At 45.2% G+C, this 15,509-nt stretch carries 12 protein-coding genes; all 12 read right to left on the reverse strand.

Annotation, left to right across the window (positions count from 1 at the left end; all coding sequences use genetic code 11):
- Positions 1-8: 8 nt before the first annotated feature.
- Positions 9-866 carry a 1,4-dihydroxy-2-naphthoyl-CoA synthase gene (gene menB / locus BQ2633_RS00725; protein ID WP_075564558.1) on the reverse strand — a complete coding sequence of 286 codons (858 nt, stop codon included), beginning with the start codon at positions 864-866 and terminating at the stop codon, positions 9-11.
- 34 nt (positions 867-900) lie between these two features.
- The gene (gene menD / locus BQ2633_RS00730; protein WP_075564559.1) at positions 901-2,430 is read right to left on the reverse strand and encodes a 2-succinyl-5-enolpyruvyl-6-hydroxy-3-cyclohexene-1-carboxylic-acid synthase; all 1,530 of its coding nucleotides are present in this window, start codon (positions 2,428-2,430) and stop codon (positions 901-903) included.
- A gap of 27 nt (positions 2,431-2,457) precedes the next feature.
- On the reverse strand, positions 2,458-3,498 hold the full coding sequence (locus BQ2633_RS00735) for an isochorismate synthase (RefSeq protein ID WP_075564560.1): 1,041 nt from the start codon (positions 3,496-3,498) through the stop codon (positions 2,458-2,460).
- Between the two features lie 7 nt (positions 3,499-3,505).
- The gene (mazG, locus tag BQ2633_RS00740) at positions 3,506-4,327 is read right to left on the reverse strand and encodes a nucleoside triphosphate pyrophosphohydrolase (protein ID WP_075564561.1); all 822 of its coding nucleotides are present in this window, start codon (positions 4,325-4,327) and stop codon (positions 3,506-3,508) included.
- A gap of 70 nt (positions 4,328-4,397) precedes the next feature.
- Positions 4,398-5,072 (reverse strand): Crp/Fnr family transcriptional regulator, encoded by a 675-nt coding sequence (locus BQ2633_RS00745; RefSeq protein ID WP_075564562.1) that lies wholly within the window; start codon positions 5,070-5,072, stop codon positions 4,398-4,400.
- Positions 5,069-6,076 carry an FAD:protein FMN transferase gene (locus BQ2633_RS00750; RefSeq protein ID WP_075564563.1) on the reverse strand — a complete coding sequence of 336 codons (1,008 nt, stop codon included), beginning with the start codon at positions 6,074-6,076 and terminating at the stop codon, positions 5,069-5,071. The genes BQ2633_RS00745 and BQ2633_RS00750 overlap by 4 nt, the downstream gene beginning before the upstream one ends.
- Positions 6,073-6,996, reverse strand: coding sequence for a DUF6048 family protein (locus BQ2633_RS00755; protein WP_346047886.1), 924 nt, complete (start codon positions 6,994-6,996; stop codon positions 6,073-6,075). Before BQ2633_RS00755 ends, BQ2633_RS00750 begins: the two co-directional genes overlap by 4 nt.
- Positions 6,953-7,477, reverse strand: coding sequence for a DUF6452 family protein (locus tag BQ2633_RS00760; RefSeq protein WP_075564564.1), 525 nt, complete (start codon positions 7,475-7,477; stop codon positions 6,953-6,955). The genes BQ2633_RS00755 and BQ2633_RS00760 overlap by 44 nt, the downstream gene beginning before the upstream one ends.
- 52 nt (positions 7,478-7,529) lie before the next feature.
- Positions 7,530-8,507, reverse strand: coding sequence for a glycosyltransferase family 2 protein (locus tag BQ2633_RS00765; protein WP_075564565.1), 978 nt, complete (start codon positions 8,505-8,507; stop codon positions 7,530-7,532).
- A gap of 1,058 nt (positions 8,508-9,565) precedes the next feature.
- A complete protein-coding gene (locus BQ2633_RS00770; protein WP_176720069.1) occupies positions 9,566-10,162 on the reverse strand; it encodes a DUF4199 family protein in 597 nt (198 codons plus the stop codon).
- Positions 10,163-10,187: 25 nt separating this feature from the next.
- Complete coding sequence (locus BQ2633_RS00775) at positions 10,188-11,471, reverse strand: MFS transporter (protein ID WP_075564567.1); 1,284 nt, start codon at positions 11,469-11,471, stop codon at positions 10,188-10,190.
- On the reverse strand, positions 11,464-15,435 hold the full coding sequence (locus BQ2633_RS00780; RefSeq protein WP_075564568.1) for a DUF4922 domain-containing protein: 3,972 nt from the start codon (positions 15,433-15,435) through the stop codon (positions 11,464-11,466). Before BQ2633_RS00780 ends, BQ2633_RS00775 begins: the two co-directional genes overlap by 8 nt.
- Positions 15,436-15,509 lie beyond the last annotated feature (74 nt).

Consider the following 15,509-nt stretch of genomic DNA (forward strand, 5'->3'; position numbering starts at 1 on the left):
GAGAAAACTTAAGGAAGTTTTGGGAATTTGCTCCAGTCAGGCTTTCTCTTTTCAAGAAAAGCTTGACCACCTTCGTGCGCTTCATCGAGAAGGTAGTAGAGCATCGTGGCATCACCCGCCAACTCTTGGATACCAGCTTGACCATCGAGCTCAGCATTCAAGCCTGCTTTAATCATGCGTAGGGCAAGAGGAGAGTGTTCCATCATGCGTTTTGCCCATGCCACCACTTCGTCTTCGAGTTGTTCAAAAGGAACGACCTTATTGACCATACCCATGCGTTCTGCTTCTTCGGCAGAATAAAGGTTGCAAAGGAACCAAATCTCACGTGCTTTTTTCTGTCCTACGATGCGTGCCATGTAGCTTGCGCCAAATCCGGCATCGAACGAACCAACTTTAGGTCCGGTTTGTCCAAATTTTGCATTTTCGGAGGCTATAGTCAGGTCACACATAAGGTGCAACACGTGGCCACCGCCCACAGCAAAACCATTGACCATGGCAATAACGGGCTTAGGTAGTGAGCGGATTTGCTTCTGTACCTCCAAAACGTTCAAGCGTGGCACACCGTCTCCTCCAACGTAACCACCGCGACCTTTTACGTGCATATCGCCACCAGCGCAAAATGCTTCGGTGCGTAAACGCTCTTCTTCCGTTTGTCCTTCTTGCAAAGGCGAGTGAGCACCAGTTAAAACAACCACATTAATGTCTGGATTCTCGCGGCAAGTGCGTAGCGCGTCAGAGATTTCCATGATGGTTGTTGGCGTAAACGCGTTGCGATATCGAGGGCGATTGATGGTGATACGAGCGATGCCTTCGAAGAAGTCGAAGAGAATTTCTTGATAGGTGTGGAGGGAAGTCCAAGTTCTCATAAGAAGGAGTGAATTATAGGGGTGTATATGCTGATTAAATCGGAGTAAACACTTCTAGTATAACGGGGCGCGTACTCTCAATGTTCAATAGTTTGATGAGGAGATGATGAGCGTCTTCCGCTAAATACAAACTTTCTGCAGAAAGGTATGTGCAATGATAGCTTTCGGCTATACCTTTGGCGGAGTTTTGATGAGCTGCTGCAACAAATTGTGGTAGGGCTGGGGTTTGATTTAAGCCTGGAAGGTGATGGAATATCGCACCGCACTGATTGTTGATGAGTAAAATGCGAAGTTTACCGTCCAGATGCTGATTCCAAAGTCCATTTGCATCATAGAAAAACGAGAGATCTCCGATGACACAGAGCACTTTTCCTGCTGCTGCAAGCGAGTATCCTGCTGCTGTGGACAATGAACCTTCAATACCGTTCGTACCTCGATTACAATATACGGGTACATTTAAGACTTGCCATTGTCTATTTGTCCAACGAACTGCTGTGCTATTGCCTACAAACATAGCTTCGATAGAGTAGTCGAAGGTCTGTTTGGGAGAGGATAGTTGAGAATAAGCCGCAGCTACTTCGTTTTTTGTGGGAAGGGTATCTACAAGCTGTTGCAAAATTTCCGCAGGATTGCAGGTGAGTTTCTCTGCCTTTTGAAAAAAGGTGTCGGGGCATTCATCTGTTTCATCGATACGGAGTACTGGAAGTTGGTTTATCGTGCGTAAATGCTGCTTGAAAAACTTATTTACTAAACAGCCGCCTATGTGAATCACAGCGTCTGGAGACAGTTTTTGCTCATCAAGCCACAATGCCATGCGTGCATCCTGCTGGTTGCTGATGTTTTCAGCGTAAACTAGCAACTGATTGTTGGCGCGTAATTGCTGAATGGCAGGTATAAATGGCTCTTCATATTGCCCGACAATCAGGAGGGGAAGACGCGCATTGCAAAGAAGTTCTTGCCAATGTTTAGGGAGTTTTGCTACAGGTTTGTTTACTCTTGCGGAAATCTCCACTTGGGGCAACTCCTTAGTCGTAAACTCAAATAGTGGTTCGCTGATAGGGATATTCAAATGTATCGGTTGCCCACCATTATCTGACAAAGCAGCGAATGCTGATTGCAAGTAGAGGTTTACTTCCCTGGCTTGAGAATCCTCTGTAATTTCATCTACTTGCCAGCATCTTGCATAGGGAGTGCATGCACCTTGCTGAGGAATTGTCTGTCCGTCTAATTGTCCCTGCAAGGACAAAGGACGGTCGGCAGAAATCATCACAAGAGGAATATGGCGAAAAGCCGCCTCTGCTATACCTGGCAGACAGTTTAATAAGGCGCTACCAGAGGTGACACAGATGGCAATAGGTCTTTTTTTCTTAATCCATAGACCAATGGCTACGAAAGCTGCACTACGCTCGTCGGTGATGGGATGTAGCTGAAATTTACTGCCTGCTTCGTACAAATTATGTACGATGGGGGCATTGCGCGAACCTGGACATACGACAATATCTCGAATGTCATGTGCAATGAGGTGCGCTGTGAGTAAATTTATATTAGCCTTATTGGAATACATATATAGCGTTGGAGCCTAGTCTAGTCTTCATTTATGAGCAGAGAACAAACGTAACATCGTATTGAGCTTACGTTCTGTCTCTTGCCATTCGCTGTTCTCGTTGCTTTCTGGCAATAGTCCACCACCTGCATAGAGAGTTGCGGTGTCATTATTCAGATTCATACAGCGTAATGTCACAAATAGGTGTGCAGAATTGGGATCAATCGGACCAGAATATCCTGAATAATAACTGCGATTGTGCGATTCTACTTTAGAAATTAGCGCTTGGGCAGTAGAAGTCTCCCAACCACAGACAGCAGGAGTGGGGTGAAGTGCTTCAATGACGCAAGCTATGCTTTTCTCCTTGGGGGGAATTACAGAGAAGTCCGTACAAAGATGCAGCAAATGCGCTGCGGGTCGCACGTAGGTTGGACTCTTCTGATAGTCACAGCCGAGTTTTTCTAATTGTCGACTGATATAATCCACCACCCATTGTTGTTCCTTGCGATTTTTCTCTGACCAAACTTCTAGGCTGAGAGAGGAGTCTTCTGTCTTTTCCATTGTTCCTGCTAAAGCCATCGTATGCCATAAGTTATCTTTCGCAGAAATGAGGATTTCTGGCGTAGCCATCAACCAGGTTCCCCATGGAGCTGGTAATGAGATTAGGCTGACAAAGCTATTAGGATAAGCGATGCAGGCTTGTTCGAACAAGCGATGATAATCGTCTGTAGTAAGGTTTGGGTCAAAATGAACAGAGAGAGTGCGAGAAAGCACTACTTTCTGTAGTTCGCTTTGTTGAAATGCAGCTTGACATGCTTCGAAGGCACGAACATATTCCGTACGATGGTCTTCTTCTACTTCATAAGCTAGCGAAAAACTTGGCACTTCTGTGGGTTGTGTCCAAGTGCGCTGCTCATCTGCTGGGAAGAACCAGAGTGGGTGCGCGTCGTTTTCCTGAAATGGTGCAAAGAGGTACCCTTTTTGAGGGGGTATCTCAGCTAATGATGTGCATCTTTTAGGAGGATGCTTTGTGCCAATTTCATGCACTAGGGTTTCCCCTGGAAGACGATAGCGTACGGATGCAAGCATTACTGCGTTATTCTTGTTCTAGACGTTTGGCTTCTTCCCAGTATTTGTCCATTTCTTCTAGGGACATCTCGGTGAGCTTGCGTCCTTTCTTGAGGGTTTGAGATTCTAAATAGTTGAATCGGCGGATAAACTTCTGATTGGTGCGCTCTAATGCGTTGTCTGGATTGATTTTATACAGACGGGCTGCGTTGATTAACGAGAACATGAGATCGCCAAATTCGGCTTCTGCTTTGTCCTTGTCCATGTTTTCCACCTCAGCCTCAAATTCCGCCAGTTCTTCTTTGACTTTCTCCCACACTTGTGAGCGTTCTTCCCAATCAAAGCCGACATTGCGCGCTTTATCCTGCACCCGATAGGCTTTAATCAAGGCGGGAAGAGAATTCGGAACGCCACTCAATACCGTTTCATTGCCATCTTTTTCGAGTTGCTTGAGTTGTTCCCATTGCATACTCACGTCAGATGCGGTCTCTATTTTGATGCCTTGACGCAAACCTGCTGCAGCGATATCGGAAGGTGGGTAAACATGAGGATGACGAAAGATGAGTTTGTCGCAAAGTCTATTGCAAACATCGGCAATGTCAAATTGTTCTTTTTCATCTGCCAGCTTAGCATAGAAACAAACATGGAGAAGCACATCACCTAATTCTTTGCAAATCTCTTTTTCGTCCGACTTCATGAGGGCATCACAGAGTTCGTACACCTCTTCGATTGTGTTTGGGCGCAAGCTTTCGTTGGTTTGTTTGCGATCCCATGGACATTTCTCACGCAGTTCGTTGAGCACGTCGAGCATGCGACTGAAGGCTTCTAATTGTTCTTGTCGAGTATGCATAGTTATGGTTGGATAATCCTGTTGGTGGAGGAGGGTTGAGAAGACAATTCTCAAATGTGTGGAAGCACCTTTAATTATGTTGTAATAAAGCCTCCATAGAAGGAATGAGAATGTGTCGTCGGCGCAATTCGATGAGCCCACGATCATTGAGTTCATTGAGCATTTGTGAAACGCGCAATCGTGTGGCAGTGAGTTCTCCTGCGAGAGCCACCATGTCTATCACGAGTTCTTTTTGACCTGCAGGGCGCGAGGACCGTGTATAGAGGAAATGCAAGAAGCGTCCTTCCAAAGAGTCTGGAAGAGCTCGCCAAACTCTGCTATCTTGCAACTGTTGAGTGGTGCAGATAAGGTTGAGATAGTTGAGGTGGAAAGGGGTGAGTGTGAACAATACATCTCTCACTTCTCGTTTGGGCACAGAGAAGTATTGTACTTCTGTCTCTGCTAAGAAAGTGGCACTATAACGCGGACGCAAGCCAAAAAGACGTTCTGGCTGAATCACTGTGTTGGTGGTGATGAATTCGCGGAAAGTATAGTGGCGTAAGTCGCTTACTTCTTCTTTGCAAACCGTGCCAGAGAGGGTACAGATGAGACTATCGCAAGGATCGTCGGCGTGTACGATTGTGTGCCCTGGAGCTATCGTATGGAAATCAAAAGGTACGCGCTCTGCAATCTGTTCAAAGTCATCTACGCTCAGTCCTTGAAAGAGCGGATTTCCGACGAATCGGTGGAAAATGTGGCTGCTCATGGTTGTAAGTCAATCAAAGGTTTCATGCCGTCGGACATCCACACTTGGTAGTTGCCTTTTGCGTCAGCATAGATAAAGTAGACATGGACATCCTTGTGGGTTTGCACATAGGCTTTAGCCTTATCTAAGCCCATCACCATGAAAGCAGTGGCAAGTGCATCGCTTTTAGCGCAGGAATTACTGACAACCGTAGCCGAAAGTAAAGAGTGCTGTACAGGGTAGCCCGTCTTGGGATTGATAGAATGGGCGTATTTCTTCCCATCTTTAATATAAAAGTTGCGGTAGTTGCCAGAGGTTGCGATACCACAATTCGTGAGACTTAGAAGTGTCTCGAGTTCTTCGTCAGAAGTATTGGCATTTTCTGTGGGTTTGTTGATTCCAATCTTCCATTTCTCACCTTTATCGTTCTTGCCTTTCACAACGACTTCCCCACCAATTTCAATCATATAGTTTTGGCATCCCTTTTCGCTGAGCAATTTTGCTATGCGATCTACAGCATATCCTTTTGCAACTGCTCCACAATCGATTTGTAGGTTGGGGATATCCTTAGTGAGTTGTTTACCATCAAATGAAAGATGCTGATACCCTACGAGTTTGCGCAATGAATCTACCTGATTATCAGTAAGAGGTTGCTTGTTTTTGAAACCAAATCCCCAAGCATTGACCAATGGAGCAACCGTGATGTCAAATGCCCCCTCAGTGTCGTTAGAAATCTCAAGAGATAGCTTGATGACTTCTGCAAATAGAGGATTGCCTATTCCCTTATCTTCTCCACGATTGAAGCGAGAGAGTAGACTATTCTCTTTAAAGAGAGAGAATATAGTGTCCACGCGATTGAGTTCTTCTGCAATTTCCTTATCATAACTGTGTGTTGCATTGTAACGCACATGGTAAGTAGTGCCGAAAATCTGCCCTTCACTAGTCTGATACTTACTTCTAGAAAGAATAAATACAGTGCCAGCAACTAAGAGTATGAGGAAGATGAGAGAAAGGATACGTTTCATTTGCTAGAGTTTATAGAAGGGGCTTTTGCTTTCTTAAAGTGAGTGAGATCAAAAATTAGTTGGAACGTTCCAAAAAAGTGACTATTTTCTGAGTTTCGTCCAAAACCAGGCACGTGCCAAGCTCTTCCGATGTTGGTGTTGTGCTCATAAAGGCGCACTTGGTAGCGTAATGACCAACCAAGGTGAATGAATTTCCATATTGAGGTTTCCAATCCGAACACCAGTTCACCCCAGTGGGCATTGTCGCTGATGTTATTGAATTGGAAGGGAGCTTCCGTTTTCCAATGTGTATCTTGGACAGGAGTCCCACTTAGGGCATAGTTGAAGGCCGAAAATCCATAGCGTGCTCCCACAAAAACGCGATTTGTACTTCGTTTATCGCGCTTTAGATTGTAGTCAAGCCCAATTCGCCCAAATGGTGCGCGAGTGGTGTAGTGTAATTGCGTAGTTTCACTCGTTTGATTCGCTGCACCGATACCCAATTCTACAATGGGAAAGTATTTATTGCGGAAATTTAGGCGCAAAGCTCCTTCGTAAGTACCCGAAGAAGTGAAGGTGTTGAGAAAAGCACCAGCTAGATTGACCGAAACGCTCACACCTGCCAAGAGGGGGACACTGCGATTACCCAATAGACGATTGAGGGCTTCACGTTTACTGTCGTTAAACTCCACACCTTGTGGGGCGCGAGTGATAGTGGTGCTGTCGTCCTGCAGTGGTAGAGGAGAGTTTGCTAATCGACCTTCAGTGTCTTGCGGTGAAAGAGCTACTACTGACTCATTAGAGTGTCCTTGTTCTTCTGAAGAACAGACAGGCGTAGAAGCCGAAGATTGTACTTTCGCAGCCTTTGCATTAATCATCGAACCCAGTGAGGCTAGACTACTGAGCAACAGGACGAAGGAATACTTTGAGATGTTCCACATTTTCGTATGCTACATTGGGGTTGGTGATGAGTACTTCCTGCACAGTTAGGAGATTGGATGTGTTTTGGTGCGCGCGCCAGTTCACTTTGGTAAGCGTGTGGAACACAGAAGCTGGGCAGTCCAGCGATTCAAAATGAGACTTTGGTTGATGCGACACAATCAACGTATCTGTTGCAGTTTCGGTGCTAGAAGAGAAACGGAGCAACAGCGTATCGCGTTCGGATGCAACATTCAAAGGTACTTGAATGGTGCGTTGTCCTATCGCACGATTGAACAGTAATTGTGTTGTATCGCCTTTAACTCCATAGATGCTTAAAGTATCTGAGAGTGAAAGTACTTTTTTTGTCTCATAATGGTAGAAATTGAGTACCATTTCCACTTGATTGTCGAGTGGACAATCAATGTTGGTGCAACTTGCCACTCCCATTATGATGCCAGATGCCGCAAGACCAAGAAAACTATGTAGGAGGTTTTTTGCCATATTATGGTAGAGCGAGTGCAGGGCAAACGGTGTCTGAGGCTTACCCTATGTCTTAAAATTCTTCTTCGATGTGATAGTCGTTGCGACCCTGCGCGTTGCGACTGATGAGTTCTCCCAAAAATCCAGCAACAAAAAGCTGAGTTCCTAGAACCATCATGGTGAGTGAGATGTAGAAATAGGGAGAGTTGGTGACGAGTGGCGCAGGAATACCTGCAAAAAGGTGATAGAGCTTCACACCGCCGACTACAATTGTAGCTAAGAAACCAAAGACAAACATCACTGTGCCCAAGAACCCAAATACGTGCATGGGTTTGAGTCCAAAGCTGTTGAGGAACCACAGCGACAGTAGGTCAAGATAACCGTTGACAAAGCGATTCAATCCCATAAATTTGGAAGTGCCAAATTTGCGCGCTTGGTGTTGCACTACCTTTTCTCCGATTTTTGAAAAACCTGCATTTTTTGCTAAGTAAGGAATATAGCGGTGCATCTCACCATATACCTCAATGTTTTTCACCACTTCTAGGCGGTAAGCTTTGAGTCCACAGTTGAAGTCGTGAAGATTAGGGATACCACTTACCTTTCGTGCAGTAGCATTGAAAAGTTTGGTGGGAATTGTTTTCGAGATAGGGTCGTATCTTTTCTGCTTATAACCGCTGACGAGATCATATCCGTCTTCGGTAATCATGCGATACAATTCGGGAATCTCATCGGGACTATCTTGTAAATCAGCATCCATGGTGATGACCACTCGCCCTTTTGCGCTGCGGAATCCACAAAACAAGGCAGGACTCTTGCCATAATTACGACGAAATTTGATGCCGTGCACTGCTTCTTCCTCTTCCGACAATTTTTGGATGATATTCCATGACTGATCTGTAGATCCATCATCTACAAAAAGTACTTCATAACTGAAATTATGCTCGTGCATGACGCGTTTAATCCATGCATAGAGTTCGGGAAGACTTTCATCTTCATTGAAGAGAGGAACGACAACAGTGATGTCGCAGGGGTAAGTGGTGGGTGTATTCATTGTGTAAATGCCTATTGGCTTGGGCTATCAAGCGGTGGTTGGGCAGAGGCTTTACGACTGATTGCAGTGTCTCCGCTTTACTTTACCGTTTTAGGGCTAGTATATACTTTGCAAAGTTAGCAAATTATCTTTGGTTTCACAAGCGATTGAGGAAAGAGATTAGAGGTTGAAAGTTAGGTATATTTGCTCTGGGCTAGTTAGTCTGTTTGTCTAAGCTAGTTACTTGCCTTATCGGAAGGATAACTTCGGTGGACTTTATGGGGGGAAACTTTGAAGGCCAACGGAATGTTTGACCTTGGGTCTTACTTGGTGGAGAGTCCATCATTCACCTGAAAGAAATATTAGGTATTTGTGGAGTCTTTACGGTTTTCCACTCCCCAATTTCTATTAGTTTGTTAGGGAAACTTTACAGGAATAAAGTGCTAATTTAACTTTTAATCCTGTGTTTGGTACTCTTCCTAGGTGGCTATGGAAATTTAGAACGGAGCTTCAGAGGAAAATCTGCGGGATATTAGTGTGGAGCAAAGGAGGGAATTCAGATTTTCTCCGAGAAAACTCAGAAAACGAGGGAGATTTCTAAAATTATCTCCGATAAAATAGAAGAAAGATGACCACGAAAATAGTAAAACTTCGCAAGATGCAGTTCATAAGTGTGCTGCAAATCGATGAAAACTTGTGAGAATGGGTGTAAATGTGCCTAAGGGTATTGTAGTTCTTTTGTCAGAAGCGCAACTATCCCCCTAGTTTCTAGAAAACTTGGCTTATATTTTGGGGATGCAATTAACGTTAGTAGGGACGTAAAAAGAGAAAAAAGCAGAACTCTCTGGTAGTGCTAAAGAGTAAACAAAACAAGAAAAAGAAATCCTGCGAAGTTGATTTTAACTTCGCAGGATAATGAAGGAATGCTAGGGACAAGATGTTTGCTTGTCAACGCTTTCCTTGGAAGGAAAGCACAAAGTTGAGTTGAATAATCTTTGTTTGCTAGCTGTTATCCTAAATGAAACTTTTCCATATATTTGATTTAGAAGTAAAGTCAAGCAAATAGATCTGTTCAAAAGCTATCGTTGCGCTGGTATTGTGTAGTTGCGCATGGCGCAGAGTCCAATGATGAGGGAGGTGATGGGTGTGAGTAAAATATTCATGTAGAGAACTGTCTCTGCATAGGTAGCTGGAGGGATGTTCTGCATTTGACGCACGCTATCAAGGATCGTGGGGCCCGAGTGTGTTTGCGATACAAACCAAAGTTCGTTGGCTTTCAGCAATTCTTGCATGCGAGGATTAGAAACAGATGTCAGTAAGGTGTTTACGAAATGTCCGTTGTCGAAGAAACGCATGTAGAAATAAGTTGCGATGGCTGCCCAAATGGAAGCATACAACATGCTAAAAAGTGCGTGGCTAAAGCCTTTGAAAAGAGGAAAACGATCAGTGGGAGCCACTATTTTACGGAAGCCAAAGGTGAGTCTACCCACGATGATGGGATAGACCACGATTAGTATCGTTGAGATGAGGGAAGCGGTGCTGTTGGTTAGCCCTGCTATCAGCGTACCGAGCAAGATAATGAGGATCAACCCTAAGATAATCCCATGCTGCATCGCAAAAGCATTGGTTTGGGTAAAGGAGCTGATTGGCGTTGTTGAAGATTTATTAGTTGCCATATAGAAAGTGTCTTGGTCGTAACTCTTATACTTTGGTCTTGCGACCATAGTCGTTAGGAACTTTGATAATAGAAGTAACCCAGAATGTCACAGGGATGAGGCACATCACTAGAATGAAACTTGTGTAATAGCCTAGTTGGTCCGTTATCCAGCCCGCTGTGATTCCTGGTACCGCCAGACTTAATGCCATGCAACCCGTGCATATCGCATAGTGTGCCGCCTTAGATTCTCCCTGCGCAAAGTAGAGCAAAAATAGCATATAGAGGGTAAAACCAAATCCATAACCGAATTGTTCTATGGCAATAGCCACGTTCACCCACACAAAATTGCTCGGCTGATAGTAGGCAAGGAAACAATAGAGGACGTTGGGGAGAGAAATGGCTATAACCATAGGCCATTTCCAACGCTGGAAGCCATCTTTTGCAACGGCCATTCCTCCTAAAATTCCGCCCAGAGTCAGACCTATAACTCCAACGGTACCATAAGCGAAACCAACTTGCTGCGTAGTAAGAGCTAGACCACCATTTTCTACTTTTGCACTAAGGAAGAGAGGAAAAATCTTTGTAAGAAAAGCCTCGGGTAAGCGGTAGAGCAACATAAAAACAAGTGCCGTAAAAATCATAGGCTTCTGAAAAAAGCTCAGAAATGTAGTTCCAAATTCTTTGGCAGCTTCTTTTATGCTAAGATGATGTCGGTCATCGTGGGCATTATGTTCCGTCTTTGGAAGTGTACACAAATGATAGACTGTCATTAACATGAGAAGTCCTGCAATAGTTCCAAGACCGATACTCCATGCGTCCGTGACATTTTTGGTTATGACCTCCCAACTTCCAATATACATAAGAAGTAGCCCTTCTGCAAAGATGGTTGCTAATTTGTAGAATGTACTACGAATGCCCACGTATTGCGCTTGATCATGTTCGTTTAGAGCTGACATATAGAAACCGTCGGCAGCAATGTCATGTGTTGCACTAGAGAAGGCAATGAGGAAAAAGAGCGCAAGACTTGCTTGAACGTAGTAATGCGTGGGAATAGTGAAGGCTATGAGTGCAAGAGCTATCCCCATCAGTGCTTGCATCGTAAGAATCCACCAACGTTTGGTCTTGAAAATCTCTACAATAGGACTCCACAGCGGTTTAATCACCCACGGAAGGCCTAGCCAACCACTGTAAGCAGCACACTGAGTGTCACTGAGTCCTAAACGTTTGTACATGATGAGAGAAACTACTGTTACAATGGTGTACGGCACACCTTCAACAAAATAAAGAGAGGGAATCCAAAAGAGAGAATGGCGCTTTGAACTATTCATATTTTGTCTCGATTGAAGCATTTTTGTAATAGTGGAGAAGAATTTCTTCGTAGTTGTAACCTTCTGCACCCATCATTGCGGCACCAATTTGACAAAGACCGACCCCATGCCCCCATCCAGCCCCATAAAGGTGGAAGTTAGCTGGGAGCCCTTCGGCTGTTTCACCAGAGGTTTCAACGACAAAGGCACTAGAATAGAGGTGCGTGTGAGAAAGTGCACGGCGAATCTCGAGTTCCTTACCGATAGTCATTGTCTTATCTGTACCCACCAACTTAAGTCGAATGATGCGTCCACTATCTCCGCGTTCGATAGGTATGAGCGCTTTGATGTTGCCTAAGTTAAGTCCCAACTTTTCTTGTATAAGATGGGAAATTTCTTCTTGGGAATAAGAGACTTCCCAACGATAAAAGTCTGCTGTTTCTTGGTCGTAGTCGTTTAGAATTTGCGCCAGAATTGTTTGATCTTGCGTATGACAGAAAGCGGCTGGTGTAGATTTAATCCAAGCTGTAGCTTGTTGCTCGTTGGTTAAGTCTACTTCTGAGGCGGTCTGTTCGTTGTAAGACTTGGGGAGCAAGTCGCGAGTTGCTACCAAATAGGGCTCATCTTGATCTTCCCAGCAGGAAGAGAAGCGTTCGGTCATACCGCCACAGCATTTTGAGAAACGAGCATCGCAGATGTCTCCTTCAGACATTAGCACAAGTCCACGCGTTTCGTTAATAGCTTGTAGCACTTCAGGACGCGAAATGGTGGGTATTCCTTGGTAGCGCTGGCAGTGATCATCTGCGCATACATCAAAGAGAGTGTGCTCTTCACGTCCATACCAGCGGATATATTCATCGTCTTTGCGTTGGAAGGTGAAGAAGTTGCCCTCTCCCTGTGCATTGTTTCTACGTTGCATCATCATGCGGAAGAGCCAACTACGGCTAACCACGGCATGAGCCTTGAGCAGCTCGAGTGAAGCATTTGGGCTCATCTCTGAAGAAATCACACTTTCAAGGTATAGCTCAGCAGGAATATGGTTGATGGCAAGGATAGATTCTTCATGAACCTTGAAGTAGAGCGCACCATGGAAGGTTTGATTGAGCTTACGTTCCCAGTGGAAGTTGATGCCAATGGGTACACCTTGAAGGGTAAATGACGCTTCGTTGAGAGGAGTATCGGGGAGGAAGGATAATTCACTGTAAGCATTGCCATTCCATAGGATTGTACCATCTTTATATTCTACGGTTTGAGTACCCGAGATGACGTGTCCTTTAGCAGAGAAAGGAGTGTTGAGCGTGAACTCGATGCGAGAGTGGCTCATAATAGCAACCTCTACATTGGGCTCTCGTCGACCGTTGAAGAGATTGGGCTTACGACGGGCTGCATTGTTAGAGGCTGCCTTGTGCAGTTTGCGAGTGATGGCAGCGATTTCTGTTTCAGAAAGCGTTACTTCTGCTAAAATAGAAGCTGCTTGTTGGGACGTGAGCGCATCAAAGTCTTCATGGCGTGGAGTAATAATCAATCCTGCCATGTCTATAGCTCCAGGAGAAATCAGGCGTTGTTCGGGACCTTCGGCTGCATAGCACGCAGGACGGTGCTTTTTGCGAGGGAAGACAATCGTAACGGTGGTATCTGGGTGTGCAGCATGACCGGACGAACGCCATGCAAGAAGGTTCACATCGGGTTCACTCATGCCCGAAGCAACGGGAAGAGCAGATAAAAGTTTGGAAAGTAATAACTGATTACCTTCTGCCTTTTCCCCAATTACCACAAAGGCAGGGCAAGCGTAGTTGCGCAATAAATAGATACCTTCGTGCTTGTGCGTGTAGCCAGCTTCTTCTACTTCTACAATCTCTTCAGTGGAAATAGGATAGAGGCGTTCAAGGCTTCCTTCGTATTGTGCCCAATCGCGTTCAAGAGGAACGACCCCTCTTGCACCTGCTTGGAAGTGCATATGGTCGGGGGCAGAAGCTCCACAGCGAGCACCATTGTAAAATACTATGAAGTCGGGCAACTCCATTACCATTTTACAGAAATCTCCTAAACGTCCTTTGAGTGATTGTGGGGTGTGACGACGACTTACAATCGTGAGGTGTTGAGGAAGAATGGGGTAGGGGTTGATCAATACTTGGTATTTGCCTTCCACAGGTAGGCATGTTTGTACCTTTGGACGATGGTTGTCACAGAGGAAACAGGGACGTTTCTTCAGAAAGTCTTGGGTAATATTGGCTTTTGTGGAGTGAATGCGTGTAGGATTGTGCTGCGCTGCGAGTGTACAGGTGGCAGTAGGGAGAGATTTCAGTTCAGTAGAATGATGAAGTGCCTCGAAGCGTTGGCGTACTTCTTCCCAAGCAAAGAGTTGTTGTCGGATGAAATCTACTACTTCTGACTGCTGAAGATTATGATTCCAGCGAAGATTCATTTGTTGTCTTGCCTGAATCTCAATGGTACGCAACTGATCTTTATAAGCATTATGGCGGTTCACAGCATCAATGGCAAGAGCTGCATCAGAATTCCCCTCCCATCGGCGGCAAAGATAAAGCTCGTCATAGATACGTCCAATGCGATAGTGGCGTGAAATCGCGAGCCCCAGTGCATAGTCTTCACCGTAGCTCGTGTTGGGGACACCAATGCCGCGTAGTATTGTCACGTCAAACGCACGTGGAGCTCCCAAACCATTGATACGCAACGCATTGTTTCTGCCATTGTCTGGCGTCCATTCAGCATGAGCAATGAGACCCGGAGGTAGAGTGTTGAGCGAGAAATCCACCATACGATAGGCGCCTATCACCATAGCTGCCTTTTGCTCGTGAAAGGCTGCGACAATACGACTCAATACATCAGTACCGCTATAAAGATCGTCGGAGTCAAGTTGTATTGCAAAGCGACCGCAATGCTCACTGCGAATGGCCAAATCCCAGCAACCTCCAATTCCCAAGTCGGTTTGTTGCGGTGTTAGCACTTTAACTCTCGAGTCTACAGCAAGTTTCTCTAATATATCGCTTGTACCGTCGGTCGAATGGTTGTCTATGACAATGACATTAAAGGAGAAGTCTGCCACTTGTGACAAAGCTGACTGAACAGCATCGGCAATAGTACGTACACGATTCCGTACGGGAATGATGACCGATGCCATTACTGGGAAGTGTTCGGTGTTTCCTTCGAGAGGTACGGTAGGCAGTGCGGTGATCTCTGTGGAAGCCTGGGAGAGGGTATTGGGCTTCTCTGTAGCGTTCAGTAGAGAGGATGGAAAAGGAGTGGGGACATCATCGAATTCTTCGGGAGATACCCATGCGCCAATTTCTTTAAGATGCAGAGTGCATGCCTTCTCCATCTCTAGTTGTACTTCGCGAGCAGAAGGGTTTACGTAGTCAAACTGCTTTTCACCACTTTTGCGTACGTCTGTTTCTATCATTGAATAGAGTGGCTCACGCAGATGCACGATGTTACCACTACGACTTAGGAAAAGGCGTAGCGAATAAGGGGCAGCATATTTATAGCGTTGTTTGTGACCGACAGCGAATTGTCGGAGTAATTCGCCACGAATAAGCCACAAACCACCAAAATCAAAATCATCGCGAACAGAACCTATTTGGTGGTCATTGACAGGATGCAATATAGGTGGTGTGAAACTTCCATCTTCATGTTCTTGTTGCTCCCAGCGATCAGCATATACCATCGAAGCATTGGTGTCTTTTGCTACTTGTAGCATACGATCAATACAACGATAATTGGGTAAGAATCCCTTGGGTTGCAAGAATAGAAGTACAAATTCTGCAGAACTTTCGCGAGCAATGGTGCGTATGGTCTTAGAAGAAGTGGGTAAATCTATACCTATTGTTGAAAGGGCTTCTGGAAGTTGGACATCATCGTCCTGTAAAACATGCACACTTTCCACGGCAGGGTGAGCTGTCATGGAAAGTGCGGTGTCAATGTTTTGAGAAGGACGGCAATAGATGAAGAAATCAATAGATGCAGTCATATCTTATAAATCTGTTTTCGCCCGAAAGCGAAGAATACCGTTGGAACACCCACTACTATCTCTGTAGATAGAGA

This window comes from Ihuprevotella massiliensis, from assembly GCA_900095835.1.
In the GTDB taxonomy this organism is placed as follows: Bacteria; Bacteroidota; Bacteroidia; order Bacteroidales; family Bacteroidaceae; genus Alloprevotella; species Alloprevotella massiliensis.

Coding starts and splice junctions, on each gene's coding strand:
- menB (WP_075564558.1), bottom strand. CDS start 866: ATGAGAACTTGGACTTCCCTCCACACCTATCAAGAAATTCTCTTCGAC.
- menD (WP_075564559.1), bottom strand. CDS start 2,430: ATGTATTCCAATAAGGCTAATATAAATTTACTCACAGCGCACCTCATT.
- BQ2633_RS00735 (WP_075564560.1), bottom strand. CDS start 3,498: ATGCTTGCATCCGTACGCTATCGTCTTCCAGGGGAAACCCTAGTGCAT.
- mazG (WP_075564561.1), bottom strand. CDS start 4,327: ATGCATACTCGACAAGAACAATTAGAAGCCTTCAGTCGCATGCTCGAC.
- BQ2633_RS00745 (WP_075564562.1), bottom strand. CDS start 5,072: ATGAGCAGCCACATTTTCCACCGATTCGTCGGAAATCCGCTCTTTCAA.
- BQ2633_RS00750 (WP_075564563.1), bottom strand. CDS start 6,076: ATGAAACGTATCCTTTCTCTCATCTTCCTCATACTCTTAGTTGCTGGC.
- BQ2633_RS00755 (WP_346047886.1), bottom strand. CDS start 6,996: ATGTGGAACATCTCAAAGTATTCCTTCGTCCTGTTGCTCAGTAGTCTA.
- BQ2633_RS00760 (WP_075564564.1), bottom strand. CDS start 7,477: ATGGCAAAAAACCTCCTACATAGTTTTCTTGGTCTTGCGGCATCTGGC.
- BQ2633_RS00765 (WP_075564565.1), bottom strand. CDS start 8,507: ATGAATACACCCACCACTTACCCCTGCGACATCACTGTTGTCGTTCCT.
- BQ2633_RS00770 (WP_176720069.1), bottom strand. CDS start 10,162: ATGGCAACTAATAAATCTTCAACAACGCCAATCAGCTCCTTTACCCAA.
- BQ2633_RS00775 (WP_075564567.1), bottom strand. CDS start 11,471: ATGAATAGTTCAAAGCGCCATTCTCTCTTTTGGATTCCCTCTCTTTAT.
- BQ2633_RS00780 (WP_075564568.1), bottom strand. CDS start 15,435: ATGACTGCATCTATTGATTTCTTCATCTATTGCCGTCCTTCTCAAAAC.